General features: G+C 64.6%; 14 protein-coding genes. All 14 read right to left on the minus strand.

All coding sequences use genetic code 11. From position 1 onward, the window contains the following. Nucleotides 1–34: 34 nt before the first annotated feature. The 14 genes from BMY03_RS21780 to BMY03_RS21845 all read right to left on the minus strand — a co-directional run bounded on the left by BMY03_RS21780 (nucleotide 35) and on the right by BMY03_RS21845 (nucleotide 18,967). On the minus strand, nucleotides 35–2,971 hold the full coding sequence (locus tag BMY03_RS21780; RefSeq protein WP_094012250.1) for a DUF748 domain-containing protein: 2,937 nt from the start codon (nucleotides 2,969–2,971) through the stop codon (nucleotides 35–37). A gap of 79 nt (nucleotides 2,972–3,050) precedes the next feature. Continuing rightward, on the minus strand, nucleotides 3,051–3,920 hold the full coding sequence (locus tag BMY03_RS21785) for an oxygenase MpaB family protein (RefSeq protein ID WP_094012251.1): 870 nt from the start codon (nucleotides 3,918–3,920) through the stop codon (nucleotides 3,051–3,053). Between the two features lie 31 nt (nucleotides 3,921–3,951). Next, nucleotides 3,952–4,305: an antibiotic biosynthesis monooxygenase family protein gene (locus BMY03_RS21790; protein ID WP_094012252.1), complete on the minus strand. Its 354-nt coding sequence runs from the start codon at nucleotides 4,303–4,305 to the stop codon at nucleotides 3,952–3,954. Between the two features lie 35 nt (nucleotides 4,306–4,340). Then, nucleotides 4,341–5,324, minus strand: coding sequence for a zinc-dependent alcohol dehydrogenase family protein (locus BMY03_RS21795; protein WP_094012253.1), 984 nt, complete (start codon nucleotides 5,322–5,324; stop codon nucleotides 4,341–4,343). 183 nt (nucleotides 5,325–5,507) lie between these two features. Further along, a complete protein-coding gene (locus tag BMY03_RS21800) occupies nucleotides 5,508–5,810 on the minus strand; it encodes an ArsR/SmtB family transcription factor (protein WP_023631021.1) in 303 nt (100 codons plus the stop codon). Nucleotides 5,811–5,891: 81 nt separating this feature from the next. Further along, nucleotides 5,892–7,826: an acetate--CoA ligase gene (acs, locus tag BMY03_RS21805; RefSeq protein ID WP_094012254.1), complete on the minus strand. Its 1,935-nt coding sequence runs from the start codon at nucleotides 7,824–7,826 to the stop codon at nucleotides 5,892–5,894. Between the two features lie 156 nt (nucleotides 7,827–7,982). Then, the gene (pgi, locus tag BMY03_RS21810; protein WP_038706862.1) at nucleotides 7,983–9,647 is read right to left on the minus strand and encodes a glucose-6-phosphate isomerase; all 1,665 of its coding nucleotides are present in this window, start codon (nucleotides 9,645–9,647) and stop codon (nucleotides 7,983–7,985) included. Between the two features lie 190 nt (nucleotides 9,648–9,837). Beyond that, a complete protein-coding gene (panC, locus tag BMY03_RS21815) occupies nucleotides 9,838–10,701 on the minus strand; it encodes a pantoate--beta-alanine ligase (RefSeq protein ID WP_094012255.1) in 864 nt (287 codons plus the stop codon). Continuing rightward, nucleotides 10,698–11,498 carry a 3-methyl-2-oxobutanoate hydroxymethyltransferase gene (panB, locus tag BMY03_RS21820; RefSeq protein WP_094012256.1) on the minus strand — a complete coding sequence of 267 codons (801 nt, stop codon included), beginning with the start codon at nucleotides 11,496–11,498 and terminating at the stop codon, nucleotides 10,698–10,700. The genes panC and panB overlap by 4 nt, the downstream gene beginning before the upstream one ends. A 250-nt stretch (nucleotides 11,499–11,748) precedes the next feature. Continuing rightward, a complete protein-coding gene (folK, locus tag BMY03_RS21825; RefSeq protein WP_023632696.1) occupies nucleotides 11,749–12,228 on the minus strand; it encodes a 2-amino-4-hydroxy-6-hydroxymethyldihydropteridine diphosphokinase in 480 nt (159 codons plus the stop codon). Nucleotides 12,229–12,230: 2 nt separating this feature from the next. Then, nucleotides 12,231–13,625 carry a polynucleotide adenylyltransferase PcnB gene (locus BMY03_RS21830; RefSeq protein ID WP_094012257.1) on the minus strand — a complete coding sequence of 465 codons (1,395 nt, stop codon included), beginning with the start codon at nucleotides 13,623–13,625 and terminating at the stop codon, nucleotides 12,231–12,233. Between the two features lie 759 nt (nucleotides 13,626–14,384). After that, nucleotides 14,385–15,827: a sigma-54-dependent transcriptional regulator gene (locus BMY03_RS21835; RefSeq protein WP_038706859.1), complete on the minus strand. Its 1,443-nt coding sequence runs from the start codon at nucleotides 15,825–15,827 to the stop codon at nucleotides 14,385–14,387. Between the two features lie 4 nt (nucleotides 15,828–15,831). Then, the gene (locus BMY03_RS21840) at nucleotides 15,832–18,807 is read right to left on the minus strand and encodes a sensor histidine kinase (protein WP_172670868.1); all 2,976 of its coding nucleotides are present in this window, start codon (nucleotides 18,805–18,807) and stop codon (nucleotides 15,832–15,834) included. Continuing rightward, the gene (locus BMY03_RS21845; RefSeq protein WP_003250005.1) at nucleotides 18,791–18,967 is read right to left on the minus strand and encodes a hypothetical protein; all 177 of its coding nucleotides are present in this window, start codon (nucleotides 18,965–18,967) and stop codon (nucleotides 18,791–18,793) included. The genes BMY03_RS21840 and BMY03_RS21845 overlap by 17 nt, the downstream gene beginning before the upstream one ends. Between the last annotated feature and the right edge of the window lie 160 nt (nucleotides 18,968–19,127).

A 19,127-nucleotide genomic window follows, 5' to 3' on the forward strand; every position in this document is an offset into this window, starting at 1 on the left:
GGCTTGCCGGCGATAAGGGCTACTCGGTCGAGAGCTACTCGGCATCCAGGTGCATCGGCGTCACCACGCGGCCATCGCTCTCGGCCTGGCCGAGGTTGGTGTCGATGAAGTACACGCGGTCATCTTCCAGCTGGCCCTTGTCCACCAGGTAGTCCTTGATGCTGCTGGCCCGCTCCTGGCCCAGGTTGCGCAGCAACACGGCGCTTTCGGCCCAGGACTTGATGACCGCTTCACGCAGCTTGGCGCTGCGCTCGTCACGGCCCAGGTTCTGCCAATCAGCTGGAGGCTGCTGTTTCAGGCGTGCACGATAGATGCCCTCGAGCATCGCCGGTTTGTCGCTGTCGTCCACCACCAGCAACGAGGCATTGGCTGGGACCTTGTCGCCCCGACGCTGTAGGATTTTGTACCAGGTGGCCTGGTACTCGCGCTCCAGGCGCTGCTGGGCGATCAGCGGGCCGTCACTGCTCTGGGCCGCCGTGCCTTCGATTTCCAGGCGCAATTCAGGGCGTTCCTTGAGGGCAGAGGCGAGCTTGTCCAGAGAGGCTTGCACATCCGGCGTGAGGTCGCTCGAGCCTGCGGCGAAAGACACGTTGCCGAGATCTTCCGCGCCACCACCGGAGACCAGCCCACCAAGCAGCTTGAAAGGCGCCTGGGCCGCGCGCAGCACCAGGTTGCGCAGCGTCTGCCAGACGATCGGCATCACGCTGAACTGAGGGTTGTTCAGGTCGCCCGAAACCGGCAGTTCGATGGAAATCTTACCTTCGGTATCCTTGAGCAAGGCCACCGCCAGGCGGATGGGCAGATCCACCGCGTCAGGGCTGTCGACTTTCTCACCCAGCTGCAGTTGCTCGACCACCACTTTGTTTTCGGCCTTGAGCTGGCCATTGGTGATCAGGTAGTGAAGGTCCAGGTTCAACCGCCCCTTGCGGATGCGAAACCCTGCGAACTTGCCCGAGTAGGGCGTCAGGGTGGTCAGCTCGACGCGTTTGAAGCTGGTGGCGATATCGAGACTGGCCAGCGGGCTGAACGGGTTTAGCGCCCCCTTGATGGTCACAGGCGCGTAACGGTCGACCTTGCCCTTGATGTCCACCTTGGCGGGTGTGGGCTTGCGGTTGTCGATGGTTCCGATCTGGCCGTTGAGCTGCTGTACCGCGGTGGCGAAGTTAGGCGTCAGGGTCAGGTCGGCGAAGTTGGCCGAGCCATCGTTGATGCCGATCTGGCCGATGCGGATGCCCAGCTCCTTGCCGCTACCGGCAGCGGCGGGCTTGCTCGGGGCCGAGGCAGGCTTGTCGGCGGGTTGCGGGATCAGCAGGTCGTCGACGTTGGTGGTGCGGTCTTCGTTGATGATGAAGCGCGCGTAGGGTTGCAGCAGGGTGACCTTGTCGATCGACAGGGCATCGCCATGCACGTACGACAGGCCATCGACGTTGACCTGTTGCCATTTGACGAAGTCGCGGTTCTTGATGGTGTCCAGGGTGTGCAGTTGGTTGGCCTGGGCCTTGCCGGTGATGGTGAAGGCCAGCGGCTCGGTGCTCTTGAGGTCGACCTTGAGGTCGCTGGAGAGCATGCCACTGCGCAGCTCCAGGCGGATGAACGGGCTGATGTAGGCCTGGGCCACCCGCAGGTCGATATCGCGGGTGGCAACGTCGAGCTTGGCCGAGACCGGTGCCAGGTTGACCTGGCCTGCGGCCTGCAGCTTGCCCTGCTTGCCCACGCCGGTGTCGAGCTTGAGGGTGAAGGGCGACTGGTTGAGGCTGTCGAAATTCTGCAGGTCGAGGTTGAGCGGGCCGACATCCAGGGCCACGGGCTCTTTCTGGCTACGATCGGTCAGGTGGACCATGTAGTTGCGCGCCTGCACGTCCTTGAGCAGGACCTGCCAGGGCTTGCTCGGCTCTTTGGCAGCCTGTTCTTCTGGGGTGGGTTCGGCGGCGGCGGGCTCGGCCTTTTCCTTTGGCGTGGCCTTGGCCGGCTGGCTGGCGAACAGCTTCTGCCAGTCGAGCTGGCCGTCCTTCTCCAGGGCTGCCCAGGTTTCCAGCTTGTCGCTGCGGATCTTGCCGACGGTGACCAACTGCTTGGCCAGGTCGATGGAGGTTTCACTGACCTCCAGGCTGGCCAGGCGCGCCAGTGGGCGGCCATCCGGTGCCTTGATGGCAAAGGGCGCGACCCGCACCGAGGTGTTGTCGAGCAGCAGCTCGGTTTCCTTGGAAAGGTTGAGCTTGTAGTGGGTGTCGAGGCTGACCATGCCGTCTTCCAGCACCAGCGGCACGGCGTCGCGCACGTAAGGCCAGAACAGCTTCATCTTGCCGTCGGTGACTTTCAGCGTGCCCTCGGAAGCGATCGGCGTCAGGCTGAGCGTGCCGCTCCAGTCGATACGCCCACCCGCCGGGCCGTTGGCCACCAGGGTCATGTCGGCGTTGTCGTCGGGGAGGGTGCTGAGGTTCTTCAGCTCCAGGTTCATCGAGTCGTAGAGAAACTCGATCGGCTCGCTCGGGCGTAGGTCCTGGAAGTGCAGGTAACCCTCGCTCAGCTTGATGCTGGCAATGCGCAGCGGGAACGGGTCGCTTGGCGGTTCCTCGGCCTTGGGCTCGCTGGGCGGGAGCTTGAACAGCTGGGCCAGGTTGAGGCTGCCGTCCTTGGCGAACAGCAACTCGGTACGCGGCTTGTCCAGCTCCACCGCGTCGAGGCGCAGGGCCTTGGTCCACAGGCTGTCGAGGGACAGGTTGGCGTAGAGACGCTCGAAGCCGACCTGCTCCTTGCCGGGCTCGCCGATCTGCAGGCCCCACAGGGTCAGTTCGAGGCTGAACGGATTGAGTTCGATGCGCTGCAGATGCGCCGGCACCGTGGCGTACTGCGCCAGTTGCTGGTTGGCGATGCGCAGGGCGATGCCGGGGAGAATGAAAAAGCCGAGCAGGCTGTACAGGGCCACGAGGGCCACGAGTGCGCCGAGGGCGCGGGTCAATCCTTTGGGCATGTGTCGCTTCGTCTGTATCAGGCTGGAGTGCTTGGAGTATGGCACGTTAAATCGGTTCCGATGAACGGACCAAAATACCTCATTCGACGCCCATGCGCCGCCTGGCGCGCTGCGCCGAGCCATTGCGCATGGCCCAGCGCAGCACCGGCGCGGTATTGCTCAGGCCCAGGCGTATCATGCGCCGCTCGACCGCGCCCTGGTGCAGGCCGAGCATTGCGCTGGCCCAGTCCGGCAGCAGGTCGATGCCGGCCTTGAGCATCAGCTTGCCCACCGGCTCGGCCAGGCGGCTGGGGGCCGGGGCCTTGAGCAGGATATCGACCACCTCGAGGCTACGCGCATCGCACTGCAACTGCGGGCGCATGCGCCGCAGGTAGGCATCCACCTCGGCACAGGAACGGGGTACGTCGCGCGCGCCAAGGCGTTCGGCGATCAGGGCGATCTCGTTGTAGTAGGCGTCCTGCGCGCTACGCGGCAGGTCAGGATTGCGGTAGCGCAGGTGGGCGGCGAGGAAGCTGCTGACTTCGGCCACATGCACCCAGGTCAGCAGGTCGGGGTCGCTGGCGGCATAGGGGCGGCCATCGGCCGCGGTGCCGACCACCTTGAGGTGGATGGTGCGGACCTTGTCGATCAGCCACTCGGCGTCACGGGTCGAACCGAAGGTGGTGCCGGAGATGAACTGGCTGGTGCGGCGCAGGCGGCCGAGCAGGTCCTGGCGAAAGTTCGAATGGTCCCAGACCCCGGCCAGGGCCAGTGGATGCAGCAGTTGCAGCATCAGCGCGCTGATCCCGCCCACCAGCATGCTGGGGAAGTCGCCGTGTACCTGCCAGCTGATGCTCTGTGGGCCGAACAGGCCGGGATCGCCCTTGGGCGACTCCAGGTCGAGCTGACCGAGGGCCAGCCCGGTGAGGCTCATGACTTGGGTTTCGATGCGGCGACGCAAGGCTTCCATGGCGACCTGTGCTGGCCGCCATGGCGGCCGTCTATGGGGTTGGGCGATTGTCGTCCAGTCGGGCACCGCCCGGGCTGGTGGGCGCGTGCGTTTCGAACGCGCCGCCCTGTACATGATAAACCGTGGGCTCCTCGGAAAAATATGGTGTCAGGTGGGCCATGAAGACCTGATGGTCTTCACTGGCCTCGAAACCCGGCGTGTGGTCCTCGAGTGTTTGCCATTGCACGATCAGGTTGAACTGATGAGGGCTCTCGATCCCTTGCGTGAGCATATGGCTGACGTGACCCTTGGCTCGGCTGAGCAACGGGGCGACCTCGGCGAATACGTGCGCGAAGGTATCGACGTGGGTCGGACGAATGGGAAGCAGGGCAATTTCGTAGATCATGGCGGTCCTTGAAGTCGAAAAGGGTGGCAGGTGCTTCAAGCGCTGGCGGGGTCGGCCAAGGGCACGACCGCAATGGCGATCTTCCCCTGCAGGCCATTGTTGGCGCTTTGCAGCCGGGCATGGGCGAGGGGAACCTCAGCGAGGGAGTAGACGGCGCCCACGTGTGGCTTCAGTTGCCCGCGTTCGACCAGCGCGCTCAACTCGTCGAGCTTGCCGCGGTGCTGCCGGGTGAAGACGAAGTGGTAACTCGCGTTGCGGCCCCAGGCCTGGATCAGGTTCTGCGGTTGCGCGATGTCCACGATCGACACCACGCGCCCCAGTTGCGCCAGGACGTCCGGGCTGCGTGCCAGGGTATCGCCACCGATGGTGTCGAAGACCACGTCGACGCCTTGGCCCCCGGTTTCCCGCTGGACGACATCGACATAATCCTGATGCTCATAGTCGATGACCACGTCCGCGCCCATTTGCCGCACGAATTCGGCATTGGCCTCGCGCACGGTGGTGAACACCCTTGCGCCCATGGCCTTGGCCAGCTGGATCGCCACGTGGCCGACACCACCTGCGCCGCCGTGAATCAGGATGCGCTCGCCCACCCTGAGCGCCGCACGCACTACCAGGGCCTCCCAGGCCGTGCCGCCGACCAGGCTCAGGCTGGCTGCCTCCAGGTGGCTCAGCGAAGGCGGCTTCAGGCCGATGATGTCTTCGGCGGCGACGTGGTACTCGGCATAGCTGCCCGCCCCGTCGAAGATCTGCGGCGTGTACCACACCTCGTCGCCCGGCCTGAACGCGGTCACACCCGGCCCGACGGCTTCGACCACGCCGGAAACGTCGTGCCCGGTAATGGCCGGGAGGGGCACCAGGTCGGGGTAGTCGCCACGCCGAACCTGGTAATCCAGGGGGTTGATGGAGGTGGCATGCACCCGGACCAGCACCTGTCCGGCCTGCGGCACCGGTTTGGCGACATCGCGATAGGCGAATGCGTGCGGGCCGCCAAAGGAATCCAGTATCAACGCTTTCATGGTGTTTCCTCGCTTCGATAAAAAGGGATATCGGGAAATGTCGATATATCAAGTAGAGTTAAGTTGCTGTTCTATGCCTTGGCACCTGCCAGGTGCCGCAGTTGTTGCCTCCTTGGGTTAGATAAAAGGGTTCGCTAAAACGGGATATCGGGAAAAGTCGATGTGTAGAGATAAAAGTAAAACCTACAACTCACTCCCGATCAGCTCGGCGAGCGCGCTGATGGCTGCTTCGTTGCGCTTGTAATAGGTCCACTGGCCAATTCGCCGGACTTCGACCAGGCCTGCACGCTGCAGGGTGGCCAGGTAGTCGGACACCGTCGACTGCGACAGCCCGACGCCTTCCTGGATGCTGCTCACACAGACGCCCACGGTATGAACGTCACCTTCGTCCTGGGGAGGAAAGTGTTTCACCGGGTCTTTCAGGCCTTTGAGGATCTCGAGACGGGTACGGTTCGAGAGTGCCTTGAATATGTCGAGCAGTTCCATGGCGCGATAATATCGGGATTTACCGATATGTCAATGCGGTAAAGGATGATCGGGGCGGCGGTGGCGGCCGCCCCAAGGGTTCTACTGGTTGAGACGTTTGTCGATCAGGCCCTGGACCACGCTGGGGTCGGCGAGGGTGGATGTATCCCCCAGGTTGTCCAGCTCGTTGCAGGCGATCTTGCGCAGGATGCGCCGCATGATCTTGCCCGAGCGGGTCTTGGGCAGGGCGGGCGCCCACTGGATCAGCTCGGGCTTGGCGAAGCTGCCGATTTCCTTGCTGACCAGGGCCAGCAGTTCGGCCTTGAGCGCATCATCCGGTTCTATACCGTTCATGGGGGTGACGAAGGCATAGACGCCCTGGCCCTTGAGGTCATGGGGATAACCGACCACCGCGGCTTCGGCGACGCTGTCGTGCAGCACCAGCGCGCTCTCCACCTCGGCGGTGCCGATGCGGTGGCCGGAGACGTTGATTACGTCGTCGATGCGCCCGGTGATCCAGTAGTCGCCATCGGCGTCGCGGCGGGCGCCGTCGCCGGTGAAGTAATAGCCGGGCATGGGCTTGAAGTAGGTGTCGACCATGCGCTGGTGATCGCCGTAGACGCTGCGGATCTGCCCGGGCCAGCTGGCCCTGATCGCCAGCAGGCCGGCGCCTGGCCCCTCGATGAGCTTGCCCTTTTCATCCAGCAGCACAGGCTGCACGCCGAACATCGGTTGGGTGGCGCAACCGGGCTTGAGCCTTTGTGTGCCGGGAAGGGGCGTGAGCATGATGCCGCCGGTCTCGGTCTGCCACCAGGTGTCGACGATGGGGCAGCGTTTCTGCCCGACCGCCTCGAAGTACCATTCCCAGGCCTCCGGGTTGATCGGCTCGCCGACGCTGCCGAGCAGGCGCAGGCTCTGGCGCGAGGTGCCCTGCAGCGGGCCGGAGCCTTCACGCATCAGGGCCCGCAACGCGGTGGGCGCGGTGTAGAAGATGTTCACCTTATGCTTGTCCACCACCTCCCAGAAACGCGAGGTGTCGGGGTAGTTGGGCACGCCTTCGAACATCAGCGAGATCGCGCCGTTGGCCAGCGGACCATAGACGATATAGCTGTGGCCGGTGACCCAGCCGACGTCGGCGGTGCACCAGAACACTTCGCCGTCGCGGTAATCGAATACCACTTTGAAGGTCATCGTGGCCTGCAGCAGGTAGCCGGCGGTGCTGTGCAGCACGCCCTTGGGTTTGCCGGTGCTGCCGGAGGTGTAGAGGATGAACAGCGGGTCCTCGGCGTTCATCGGTTCGGGCGGGCAGTCGTCACCGGCCTTTGCCGTTGCCTCGTGGTACCAAAGGTCACGGCCTTCGCTCCAGCTGACGTCGCCGCCGGTGCGCTTGACCACGAGCACACTGCTGACGGCCGGGCAGCTGGCCAGCGCCTTGTCGACATTCTGCTTGAGCGGTATGCGCTTGCCGCCGCGCACCCCTTCGTCGGCAGTGATCACGGTGCGGCAATCGGCGTCGAGGATACGGTCGCGCAGGGCATCGGGGGAGAAGCCGCCAAACACCACCGAGTGAATGGCGCCGATGCGGGTGCAGGCGAGCATCGCATAGGCGGCCTCGGGGATCATCGGCATGTAGATGCACACCCGGTCGCCTTTGTTCACACCCCGGGCTTTCAGGGCATTGGCCAGCCGGCACACCTGGCGGTGCAGCTCGCGGTAGCTGATGGCCTTGCTGTCCTTGGGGGCGTCGCCCTCCCAGAGCAGCGCGGTCTGTTCGCCGCGCGTGGCCAGGTGGCGATCGATACAGTTCTGGCTGACATTCAGCTGGGCGCCATCGAACCAGCGCGCCGTGCCGGTCTTCAGGTCGCATTGCTGCACGCTCGACCAGGGCTTGATCCAGTCCAGGCGCTTGGCCTGCTCGGTCCAGAAGGTGTCGGGGTCGTCCACCGACTGGCGATAGAGGCGGCGGTAGTCGTCGTCGGAGAGTGTGGCGGCCTGGCTGACGGCCAGTGCCTCGGGATAGTCGCGGATATCGAACATGGCGGGTGGTCCTGCTCTTGTTAGGGGCGAGGGACTGCAACGGCTATTCGATGGACAGTGTAGAAGGTGGGGGTGTTCCCGGGCCGAAAGCATCGCGGGGCAAGCCGCATCGGCGCACCGATGCGATTTGCCCCGCGATTGACGGCTACAGGGCGATCAGCCGCGGTGACGGCCGCGGAAGTAGTTGATCAGGCCTTGGGTCGAGCCATCCTCGGCGCTGTCTTCCTGGGCCCCGACCAGGCGCTGGTACACGCCCTTGCCCAGTTCCTTGCCCAGCTCCACGCCCCACTGGTCGAAGGCGTTGATGCCCCAGACCACGCTCTGCACGAACACCTTGTGCTCGTACATTGCCACCAGCGCGCCAAGGCGGCGCGGGCTGATGCGCTCGACCACCAGGGTGTTGCTAGGGCGGTTGCCTGGGATCACCTTGTGCGGCGCCAGCTTGGCGATGTCGTCCTGGTTCAGGCCCTTGGCGCGCAGTTCGGCCTCGGCTTCCTCGCGGGTCTTGCCGAGCATCAGTGCCTGGCTCTGCGACAGGCAGTTGGCGTACAGCCACTGATGATGGTCGGCCACCGGGTTGAAGCTCACCACCGGCACGATGAAGTCTGCCGGGATCAGCTGGGTGCCCTGGTGCAGCAGTTGGTGGTAGGCGTGTTGGCCGTTGCAGCCGACGCCGCCCCAGATTACCGGGCCGGTTTCGGTCTGCACCGGCGTGCCATCGGTCAGCACGCTCTTGCCGTTGGACTCCATGTCCAGCTGCTGCAGGTGCTTGGTGATGTTGCGCAGGTAGTGGTCGTACGGCAGGATCGCGTGGCTGCGGGCGCCCCAGAAGTTGCCGTACCATACGCCCAGCAAGGCCAGCAGCACCGGCATGTTCTTCTCGAACGGCGCGGTCTGGAAGTGCTGGTCCATGGTGTAGGCGCCGGACAGCAGCTCCTTGAAGTTGGCGGTGCCGATGGCCAGGGCGATCGGCAGGCCGATGGCCGACCACAGCGAGTAACGCCCGCCCACCCAGTCCCACATCGGGAAGATGTTCTCTTCGCGGATGCCGAAGGCCACGGCCGCAGCCTTGTTGCTCGACACGGCGATGAAGTGGCGGTACAGCTCGGCTTCCGAGCCGCCCTGGGCCAGGTACCAGGTACGCGCGGCCATGGCGTTCTTCAGGGTCTCGAGGGTGTTGAACGACTTCGACGACACGATGAACAGGGTGGTCTCGGCGCGCAGGTTGGCCGACAGTTCATGGAACTCGCTGCCGTCGATGTTCGCCAGGTAGTGGCAGCGCACGCCGCGCTGGGCGTAGGGCAGCAGAGCCTCGGAGACCAGCTCCGGGCCCAGGAACGAGCCGCCGATGCCGATGTTGACCACGTCGGTGATCGGCTTCTCGCTGTAGCCGCGCCACAGGCCATCGTGGATGCGCCCGACCAGTTCGGTGATCTGGTTGAGCACCTTGTGCACTTCGGGCATCACGTTGACGCCGTTCACGCTGAGCTTGTCGCCGACCGGGCGGCGCAGGGCGGTGTGCAGCACCGGGCGGCCTTCGGAGGCGTTGATGATCTCGCCGCTGAACATCGACTTGATGGCTGCTTCCAGGTCGACTTCCTTGGCCAGGTTGACCAGCAGGTCTCGGGTCTGCTCGGTGATCAGGTTCTTCGAGTAGTCGAGAAACAGGCCGCAGCTGCTCAAGGAGAATTGGTCGAAGCGCTTGCCGTCGGCGGCGAAGGCTTCGCGCATGCTGAAGCCCTGCATGGCGTCGCGGTGTTGCTGGAGCGCCTGCCAGGCGGGCAGCGCCGTCACATCGTGGGGGGTACGGTAATACGCCATTGCGGGTGGTTTCCTTGTTGCATGGTCAGGCTTGGACAGCGGCAGTCATTGCCGGTTGCAAGCTGGACATTATAGGCATTGGCGCCAAGGCGGGAATGGGGGGAGGCGGGCGGCGCGGATTAAAAATTGTCACCGGCCTGATACCCAAGGTACGCGTGGGGCGGCGTTGAGCCGCTCCCACGCGTCGAGCTCAGACGGTCTGCTCTTCCAGGTGCAGATAAAGATTGTCGATCAGCCGAGTGTTACCCAGGTAAGCTGCGGCGATCACCACCAGGTCACGGTCATCGACCTGCGCCGGGCGCAGGGTGACGGCGTGGCGCACTTCCAGGTAATCCTTACGGAACCCGGCGGCTTCGAGTTGCGCCTGGCCCTCGGCGATCAGCGCCGCGTAGTCGCGCTGGCCACGGCGCAAGGCCTCGACCATGCCGCCCAGCACACGGTACAGCGCCGGCGCGGCGGCACGCTGCTCCGGCGTCAGGTAGCCATTGCGCGAGGACAGCGCCAGGCCATCCTCGGCGCGCACGGTCGGCTCGCCGATGATCTGGATCGGCATGTTCAGGTCGCGGACCATGGCGCGGATCACCGCCAGTTGCTGGAAATCCTTCTCGCCGAACACGGCCAGGTCTGGCTGGACCATGTTGAACAGCTTGCTGACCACGGTCGCCACTCCCTCGAAGTGGCCAGGACGGCTGGCGCCGCACAGCCCTTCGGACAGTTGCGGCACGCTGACGCGGGTCTGCACGGTCATGCCGTCGGGGTACATCTCCTCGACGGTAGGGGCGAACAGCAGGTGGCAGCCGGCCTGGAGCAGTTTCTCCTGGTCGGCGGCGAGGGTGCGTGGATACTTGTCCAGGTCTTCGCCGGCGCCGAACTGCAACGGGTTGACGAAGATGCTGGCGACCACGAAGTCGGCGCGCTGTGCGGCCTTGGTCACCAGGGCGGCGTGGCCGCTGTGCAGGTTGCCCATGGTCGGCACGAAGGCGATGCGCTTGCCCTCGCCACGGGCGCGGGCCACGGCGGCGCGCAGCTCACGGACGGTCTTGACGGTATTCATGCGCTGAACCCATGTTCGCTGCCGGGGAAGCTGACGTCCTTGACCGCGCGGACATAGGCGGCCAGGGCACTCTGGATGTCCGGTTGGCCGACCATGAAGTTCTTCACGAACTTCGGCACGCGGCCGCTCAACGACAGCCCGAGCATGTCGTGCAACACCAGCACCTGGCCATCGGTGGCGCTGCCGGCACCGATGCCGATCACCGGAATGCTCACGGCCTGGGAGATTTCTGCGGCCAGCTCGCTGGGCACACACTCGAGCAGCAGCATGGCCGCGCCGGACTGTTCCAGGGCGATGGCGTCGGCGCGCATCTGACGCGCCTGGGCTTCCTGGCGACCCTGGACCTTGTAGCCGCCCAGCACGTTGACCGTCTGCGGGGTCAGGCCCATGTGCGCGCACACCGGCACGCCGCGTTCGGCCAGCAGGCGGATGGTTTCGCCCAGCCAGGCGGCGCCTTCGATCTTGAGCATGTGGGCGCCGGCACGCATCAGTTCGGCGGCGTTGGCGAAGGCTTGCTCGGGGGTGGCATGGGCCATGAACGGCAGGTCGGCGAGGATCAGCGACCCCTCGTTGCCGCGCTTGACGCAGGCGGTGTGGTAGGCCATGTCGCGATTGGTGACGGGCAAGGTGCTGTCATGGCCCTGCAGGACCATGCCCAGGGAGTCGCCCACCAGCAGCACCTCCACGCCGGCCTGGCTGGCTGCCTTGGCGAAGGTCGCGTCATAGCAGGTCAGCATGGTGATTTTTTCACCCTTGGCCTTCAGGCCGTGCAGGGTAGTCAGGGTTACTTCAGGCATGTAGGGGAGTCCTCGTTCAGGCGCTGTGAACAACAACTGCGTACAACGCGTGTATTCATCTTCCGGAGCGGCACATCATCGGTCGTGATGTTCGGGCACAGATCCGTCCGAGCCTAAATGGGTGATAGCGGCACAGTGGCGCCGCGGGACGCCTATAGTCGTGAGCGAGGTGGGGGAAGTCAACCAGCCGTGTTACCGCATTGTTACGGCGTGGGTGTTACTGGCGTTACCGCCGTCTGAAACGCCCGATTTACAGGCGTTCCAGGCCGACGAACGGGCAGCCCTCGAGCAATTGCGCGAGGGGGCGGCCGTCGGCAAGGCAGAAGCTTTCGGGAACCAACTCGGCGAGCGGGTAGAGCACGAAGGGACGGGCCTGCATATGGTAGTGCGGGACTTTCAGGCGTGGTACGTCGATGACCTGGTCGCCGAACAGCAGCATGTCCAGGTCGAGGGTGCGTGGGCCCCAGCGTTCCTTGCGTACGCGGCCCTGGTCGTTCTCGATGGCCTGCAGGGCGTCCAGCAGGTCCAGCGGTGCCAGTGCCGTGTCGATGGCCGCCACGGCGTTGGTGTAGCGTGGCTGGCCCGGCAGCAGCGAATCGCTGGTGTAGAGCGCCGAGGCCGCCGCCAGGCGGGTCTCGGCGATCAGGTCCAGCGCCTGCAGGGCGCTGCGCAGCTGCTCGGCGGGCTCATCCAGGTTGCTGCCCAGGCCGATGTACGCACGGGTGGTCATGCTCAGTCCCAGGCCTGCTCGTCGTCACGCTTGCGCTTGCCGCCACTGCGCTTGCGCTTGCGTGGGCCGGCACCCGCGCCAGCGGCGTCGTCACGGTTGCCCAGCTCGCGGATCATGTCGCGGCGCTGGCTGTCGTTGGCATCCTGGTAGTCGGTCCACCATTGGCCCAGCCCATCGGTTTCCTCGCCGGCGCTTTCACGCAGCAGCAGGAAGTCGTAGCCGGCGCGGAAACGCGGGTTGTCCAGCAGCATGTCGGCGCGCTTGCCGCTGCGCCGTGGCAGGCGCTCCTGCATGTCCCAGATCTCGCGGATCGGCAGGGTGAAGCGCTTGGGGATGGCGATGCGTGCGCACTGTTCGGCGATCAGGTCGTGGGCCGCGCCGTTCATGGCCGGAATCGGCGGCACGCCCTGGCTCTGCAGGTACAGTACGCGGCTTGGCAGGGCAGGCCAGAGCAGCGCGGCGAACAGGAAGGCGGGCGTCACCGGCTTGCCCTGCTTGACGCGCAGGTCGGTGTTGGCCAATGCCTGGCTGATCAAGCTGTGGGTGTAGCTCGGGCGTTCTTCCAAGGCATGGCTGCTGGCCGGGAACAACGGCTCGAACAATTGCAGGTCGACCAGCATCTCGAAGGTGATCGCCCCCTGGCCGTTGAGGAACAGCTTGAGGCTTTCCTCGAACAGGCGCGCGGGTGGGATGTCGCGCAGCATCGGCGCCAGCTCGCGGATCGGCTGCACGGTGTGCTTCTCGATGCCGAAGTCCAGCTTGGCGGCGAAGCGCACGGCGCGCAGCATGCGTACCGGATCTTCCTGGTAACGGTGGGTCGGATCGCCGATCAGGCGCAGCAGCCGGTTACGGATGTCGTGGACACCGTTGGCGTAGTCGAGGATGCGCTCGCTGACCGGGTCGTAGTACAGGGCGTTGATGGTGAAGTCGCGGCGTTGCGCGTCTTCTTCCAACGTGCCGTACACGTTGTCGCGCAAGATGCGACCGCTGGCATTGTGCGACGAACGGTGGCTATCGGACTGGTCTTCATCGGAGTGGGGCGCACGGAAGGTGGCGACCTCGATGATGTCACGGCCGAAATGCACGTGGACCAGCTTGAAGCGCCGGCCGATGATACGGGCGTTGCGGAACTCCGCGCGGACCTGCTCGGGGGTGGCGCTGGTGGCGACGTCGAAGTCCTTGGGCGTGATGCCCAGCAGCAGGTCGCGCACGCAGCCACCGACCAGGTAGGCCTGATAGCCGGCCGCCTGCAGGCGCTCGACGATGCTCACGGCATGGCGGCTGAACTGGCTGCGCTGCAGCGAGTGCTGGCTCTTGTTGATCACTTCAGGCGTGGTACGCCTGTGGTGCTGGCCACGAACGGGCGGGCGGAACGACTGGAACAGCTTCTTCAGCATGGGATGCACTGTTTGAAGGAATGATCGGCCAAGGATAGGAGAATGGCCGCATGATGGGCGGGGATTCTAGCATTTACTGGGGGAATGGTGTAGGCGGTGTGGCAAGGGTGATGCGAAGGGGAGAAACGACATGGGGAGCCGAAGCTCCCCATCAAGTCGTTGCGTGCTCTTATTGTTCTTCTGCTGGGCTTCTTGTTTTTGTTGAGTGCCCTGTCCACAAATCTTGAAGCTTGTGGACGACCCCCAAACCGGGGGTAAAGAGCAAACGGATTGCTTTGGTCGCCGAGTTGATGCTGATCTGTCGATCCAATCAGTTCAGGTGCTGCTTTTGAGTGCAGTTTTTGTTGTTCTCTGCCTGATCGTGGGGCAAGCCCCAAACACAACGCCTCTCCAAAAGAATCAGTTAGCTGCGCCTCCGCCGTCTTGTTTTTATTGTGCGTGAGCCGTTTCGTCTTGTTCTTATTCTGAGTTGCAGTGCTTGTTATTGTTCTTGTGCCAGAGATATAGCAGGTGCCGTGCCAACTTTTGAAGATCCAATGAAATCGGGGCTTTCAGCGTTCCAGGCAGCTTTTGCCGCGGGGCAAATGTAGAAATTTCGTTACCTTACGCCTCGGGGGATGTTACGCCCGCCAGGGTAGGTAACAGATTTTTGCGGTAACTGATGTGTTACCCCAAACAACCGCGGGGCAAGCCCGGCTCCCACGGACCAGGCAAGACTGGCGTGGAAGCGGGCTTGCCCCGCGATCGGATTACACAGAATCAGTTGTCGCTGGTGGCGTTGCTCTTGCGCCGCGGGATGCCCAGGCGCTGGCGGCGTTCCCACAGACATTTGCGGCTGACGCCCAGCTTGCGGGCCAGTTCGGTTTCGGTCATGTGGTCCTGGTGCTCGAGCACGAAGTGCTGGAAGTAATCCTCCAGCGACAGGTCCTCGGTCGGCTCATGGCTGGCGCTGTTGCTGCTGGCCAGCGCCGGCAGGTTGTCCAGCATGTCGTCGTCTTCCAGGTCGCTCAGCTCGATGTCGATGCCCAGCAGGTCGGCGGAAATTTCCGCGCTTTCGCTGAGAATCACAGCGCGCTCCACCGCGTTTTCCAGTTCGCGCACGTTGCCCGGCCAGCTGTAGTGGCGAATGGCTTGTTCGGCATCGTGGGAGAAATGCAGGTCGTCGCGGCCGATCCGTGCGCTCTGGCGGGCAAGGAAGGCATTGGCGATCTCGTTGACGTCGCTGCCACGCTCGCGCAGGGCCGGCAATTTCAGGGCGATCACATGCAGGCGGTAGTAAAGGTCTTCACGGAACTGCCCGGCCTTTGCCAGGTTCTTCAGGTCGCGGTGGGTGGCCGCGATCAGGCGCACGTCGACCTTCTGCGATTGTACCGAGCCTACCCGGCGGATCTCGCCTTCCTGCAATACGCGCAGCAGGCGGGCCTGGGCTTCCAGTGGCAGCTCGCCGATCTCGTCGAGGAACAGGGTGCCACCATCGGCGGCTTCGACTAGCCCCGCCCGGCCCGCGCTGGCGCCGGTGAAAGCGCCCTTCTCGTGGCCGAACAGTTCCGACTCGATGAGGGTTTCCGGGATCGCCGCGCAGTTCACCGAGATCATCGGTGCCTTCGCCCGGCGCGAGAGGTTGTGCAGGGCGCGGGCGACCAGCTCTTTGCCGGTGCCGGATTCGCCCTGAATCAGAACATTGGAGTCGGTTGGCGCGACCTTGCGAATCTTCACGAACATGTCCTGCATCGGCGGGCAGGAGCCAATGATGCCGATCTCGCCATTGGCGGCGGCGGGGCTGGTCTTCTCCGCGCTGGCCTTGCCATTGGCGGCCCGGGGCTCGCCGGCCGGCGCCGAGGCCGGGGCGTTCACCCGGTCGCGCAGGATACGCGCCACGGCCTGGAGCATCTCGTCGTGGTCGAAGGGCTTGGCGATGTAGTCCACCGCGCCCATTTTCATCGAGTCCACCGCCGAGCGCAGGCTGGCGTAGCTGGTCATGATCAGTACCGGCGTGCCCTGGCCGAGCTTGATCAGCTCGGTACCCGGGGCACCCGGCAGGCGCAGGTCACTGACGATCAGGTCGAAGGTGGCAATGCTGAAGCGTTCCTGGGCTTCCTGCACCGAGCCGGCTTCGCTGACCTGGTACTGGTTCCGCTCGAGCAGGCGACGCAGGGCCGAACGGATGATGGTTTCGTCTTCGACGATCAGAATATGCGGCATTGATTCAATTCTCTCGACGGTCTCGAATTTCAGGGGACGTCGCTACGACATGCCGGGGCAGGGTCACGCGGATCCGGGTACCACGTTGGCGCTCGATGTCGGCCGGGCTGTCGATGGTGATTTGCCCATAATGCTCTTCCACGATGGAATAGACCAGAGCGAGCCCGAGTCCGGTTCCTTCGCCCGGGTCCTTGGTGGTGAAGAAGGGTTCGAACAGGCGGTCCATGATGCTTTTCGGAATACCGCTGCCTTCGTCCTCGACCACCAGGTCGACGGTGTGCTCGTTGATTTCACTGCGCACGCGCACGGCGCTGCCGGGTGGCGAGGCGTCGCGGGCGTTGGAGAGCAGGTTGATCAGCACTTGGGCCAGGCGTTGCGGGTCGCCCTCGACCCAGTGTTGCGGGTCGCAGAGGTTGAAGAACTGTACTTCGAAATTGCGCCGGTTCAACGCCAGCAGACCAATGGCATCCTGCGCCACCTCGGCCAGGCACACCGGCTCTTCGCTGTTCTGCTGGCTGCCGCCGGCGTGGGCGAAACTCATCAGCGACTGGACGATGCGCGACACGCGCTTGGTCTGCTCGAGGATCTGGCTGGACAGCTCGATGATCTCGCCGTCGCCCTCGCGCTCCTCGCGCAGGTTCTGCGCCAGGCAAGCGATGCCGGTGATCGGGTTGCCGATCTCGTGGGCCACGCCCGCGGCAAGGCGGCCGATGCTCGCCAGGCGCTCGGAGTGCACCAGCTTGTCCTCCAGTGCCTGGGTCTCGGTGAGGTCCTCGACCAGCAGCACCAGGCCACTGTTGCCCGGGGCCAGCGGCTCGTCGATGGCGGCCTTGTGCAGGTTCAGCCAGCGCGGCTGGCCATCGAGGACCAGGCGCTGCTTGTGCAGGTGTTCGTCGGGCACGTTGATGAAGCCTTGCAGCAGGCCGCGCCAGGGTTCGGCGATGGTCACCAGGCGCGAGCCGACCACATGCTTGGCGGCGATGCCGGTGAGCTCCTCCATCGCCTTGTTCCACATCAGGATCTCCTGGTCCTTGGCCAGCGAGCACACGCCCATGGGCAGTTCCTGCAGGGTCTGGCGGTGGTAGCGGCGCAGGGCGTCGAGCTCGGCGGCAAGGCCGGTCAGGCGCGAGTGATAGTCCTCGAGGCGGCTCTCGATGAAGTGGATGTCCTCGGTGACGTAGTTCTCGTTGCCGGACTTGTACGGCAGGAAGGTCTCGACCATGTCCTGCGCCACGCTCGGCCCCATCAGGCCGGACAGGTTGGCCTCGATGCGGTCGCGCAGGCGCCGCAGCGCATAGGGGCGGCGTTCGTCGAAGGGCAGGTAGAGGTCGCGCAGGGCCTGCTCCACCTCTTTTTGCGCAGCCTTGGCACCCAGCGGCTTGGCCAGCTGGGTGGCGAACTCCTGGGGCGAGGCTGCGTGCAGTTCGCGGCGTTGCGGGCGGCGCACGTTATCCACCGCGCAGGCCTCGGCGGCGCTGACCTCTTCGCTGCTGGCATTGGTGAACAGCGAGATCAGGGTGAACAGCAGGACGTTGGCCGCAAGCGAGGCGATGGCCGCCATGTGCCAGCTGGTGTCGTCCAGCACGTAGATCATGTCCAGCAATGGGATGTAGAAGCCCTGCAGGTTGCCCAGCAGCGGCAGCAGCATGGTCACCATCCACACCAGCATGCCGGCCAGCAGGCCGGCGATGAACCCTCGTCGGTTGGCGGTCGGCCAGTACAGCACCGAAAGCACCCCGGGCAGGAACTGCAAGGTGGCGACGAAGGCGACGATGCCCAGGTTGGCCAGGCTCTGGTGGTTGTTCTGGGTGAGGTAGAAGACGAAACCGGCGGTGATGATGGCGACGATCAGCGCCCGGCGGGTCCACTTCAGCCAGCGGTAGATGTTGCCTTCGGCCGGCGGCTGGTACAGCGGCAGCACCAGGTGGTTCAGCGCCATGCCCGACAGCGCCAGGGTGGTGACGATGATCAGTCCGCTGGCGGCCGACAAGCCACCGACATAGGCCAGCAGCGCCAGCGCTTCGTTGTTGGCGGCGATGCCCAGGCCCAGGGTGAAGTACTCGGGGTTGGTGCTGGCGCCCAGGCGCAGGCCGGCCCACAGCACCAGCGGCACCGCCAGGCTCATCAGCAGCAGGAACAGCGGCAGGCCCCAGCTGGCGCTGACCAGCGAGCGCGGGCTGAGGTTTTCGGTGAAGGCCATGTGATACATGTGCGGCATGACGATCGCCGAGGCGAAGAACACCAGCAGCAGAGTGCGCCAGGGGCCTTCCTGCAGCGGCGTGTGCAAGGCGGCGAGGGCGGTCTGGTTCTGCAGCAGCCAGACTTCCAGCCCATGCGGGCCACCGAACACGCCGTACAGCGCATAAAGGCCGATACCACCCAGCGCCAACAGCTTGATCACCGATTCGAAGGCGATGGCGAACACCAGGCCTTCGTGTTTTTCGCGGGTGGCGATATGGCGTGAGCCGAAGAAGATGGTGAACAGGATGATCAGCACGCAGAAGGCGAACGCCACCCGCGCCTTGACCGGCTCGCCGGTGAGGATGCTGATCGAGTCGGCCACCGCCTGGATCTGCAGGGCCAGCAGGGGCAGCACGCCGATCAGCATGAAGATGGTGGTCAGCGCGCCGGCCCAGGTGCTGCGAAAGCGAAACGCCAGCAGGTCGGCCAGTGACGACAGCTGGTAGGTGCGGGTGATCTTGAGGATCGGATAGAGCAGCACCGGGGCCAGCAGGAAGGCCCCGGACACCCCCAGGTAACAGGCAAGGAAGCCGTAGCCATATTGATAGGCCAGGCCGACCGAGCCATAGAAGGCCCAGGCACTGGCGTAGACGCCCAGCGACAAGGTGTAGGTCAGGGGGTGGCGAATGATCGCCCGCGGGATCAGCCCGCGCTCGCTGATCCAGGCCACGCTGAACAGCACCAGCAGGTAGGCGGCGCTGATCAGGATCATCTGGGTCAGGCTAAAGCTCATCGGCATCTCGTTGGCTCTGCAGGATGAAGGTGACGACGATGAGGATCAGCCAGAGCAGGTAGGGGCGGTACCAGGCACCGGTCGGCTCGATCCACCAGTCCATGATGGCGGGGGAGAACAGGTAGATCCCCACCACCAGAAGCAGGACCAAACGATAGATGTACATGCTGGCCTCGAAGGGTTGGGCGCTGCGGTTTGGACTTATTATTGGCGCAAATGGCTGGGGCGATGCTAGCGGGAATCGGGGCTGTTAGCCAAGGGTTTGAATTTGTTGGGCTTTTGAGCCTGGTTTTGCTTGTTCTGGCCCTGTCGCGAGCCTGCGCATA

Source organism: Pseudomonas soli (assembly GCF_900110655.1).
In the GTDB taxonomy this organism is placed as follows: Bacteria; Pseudomonadota; Gammaproteobacteria; order Pseudomonadales; family Pseudomonadaceae; genus Aquipseudomonas; species Aquipseudomonas soli.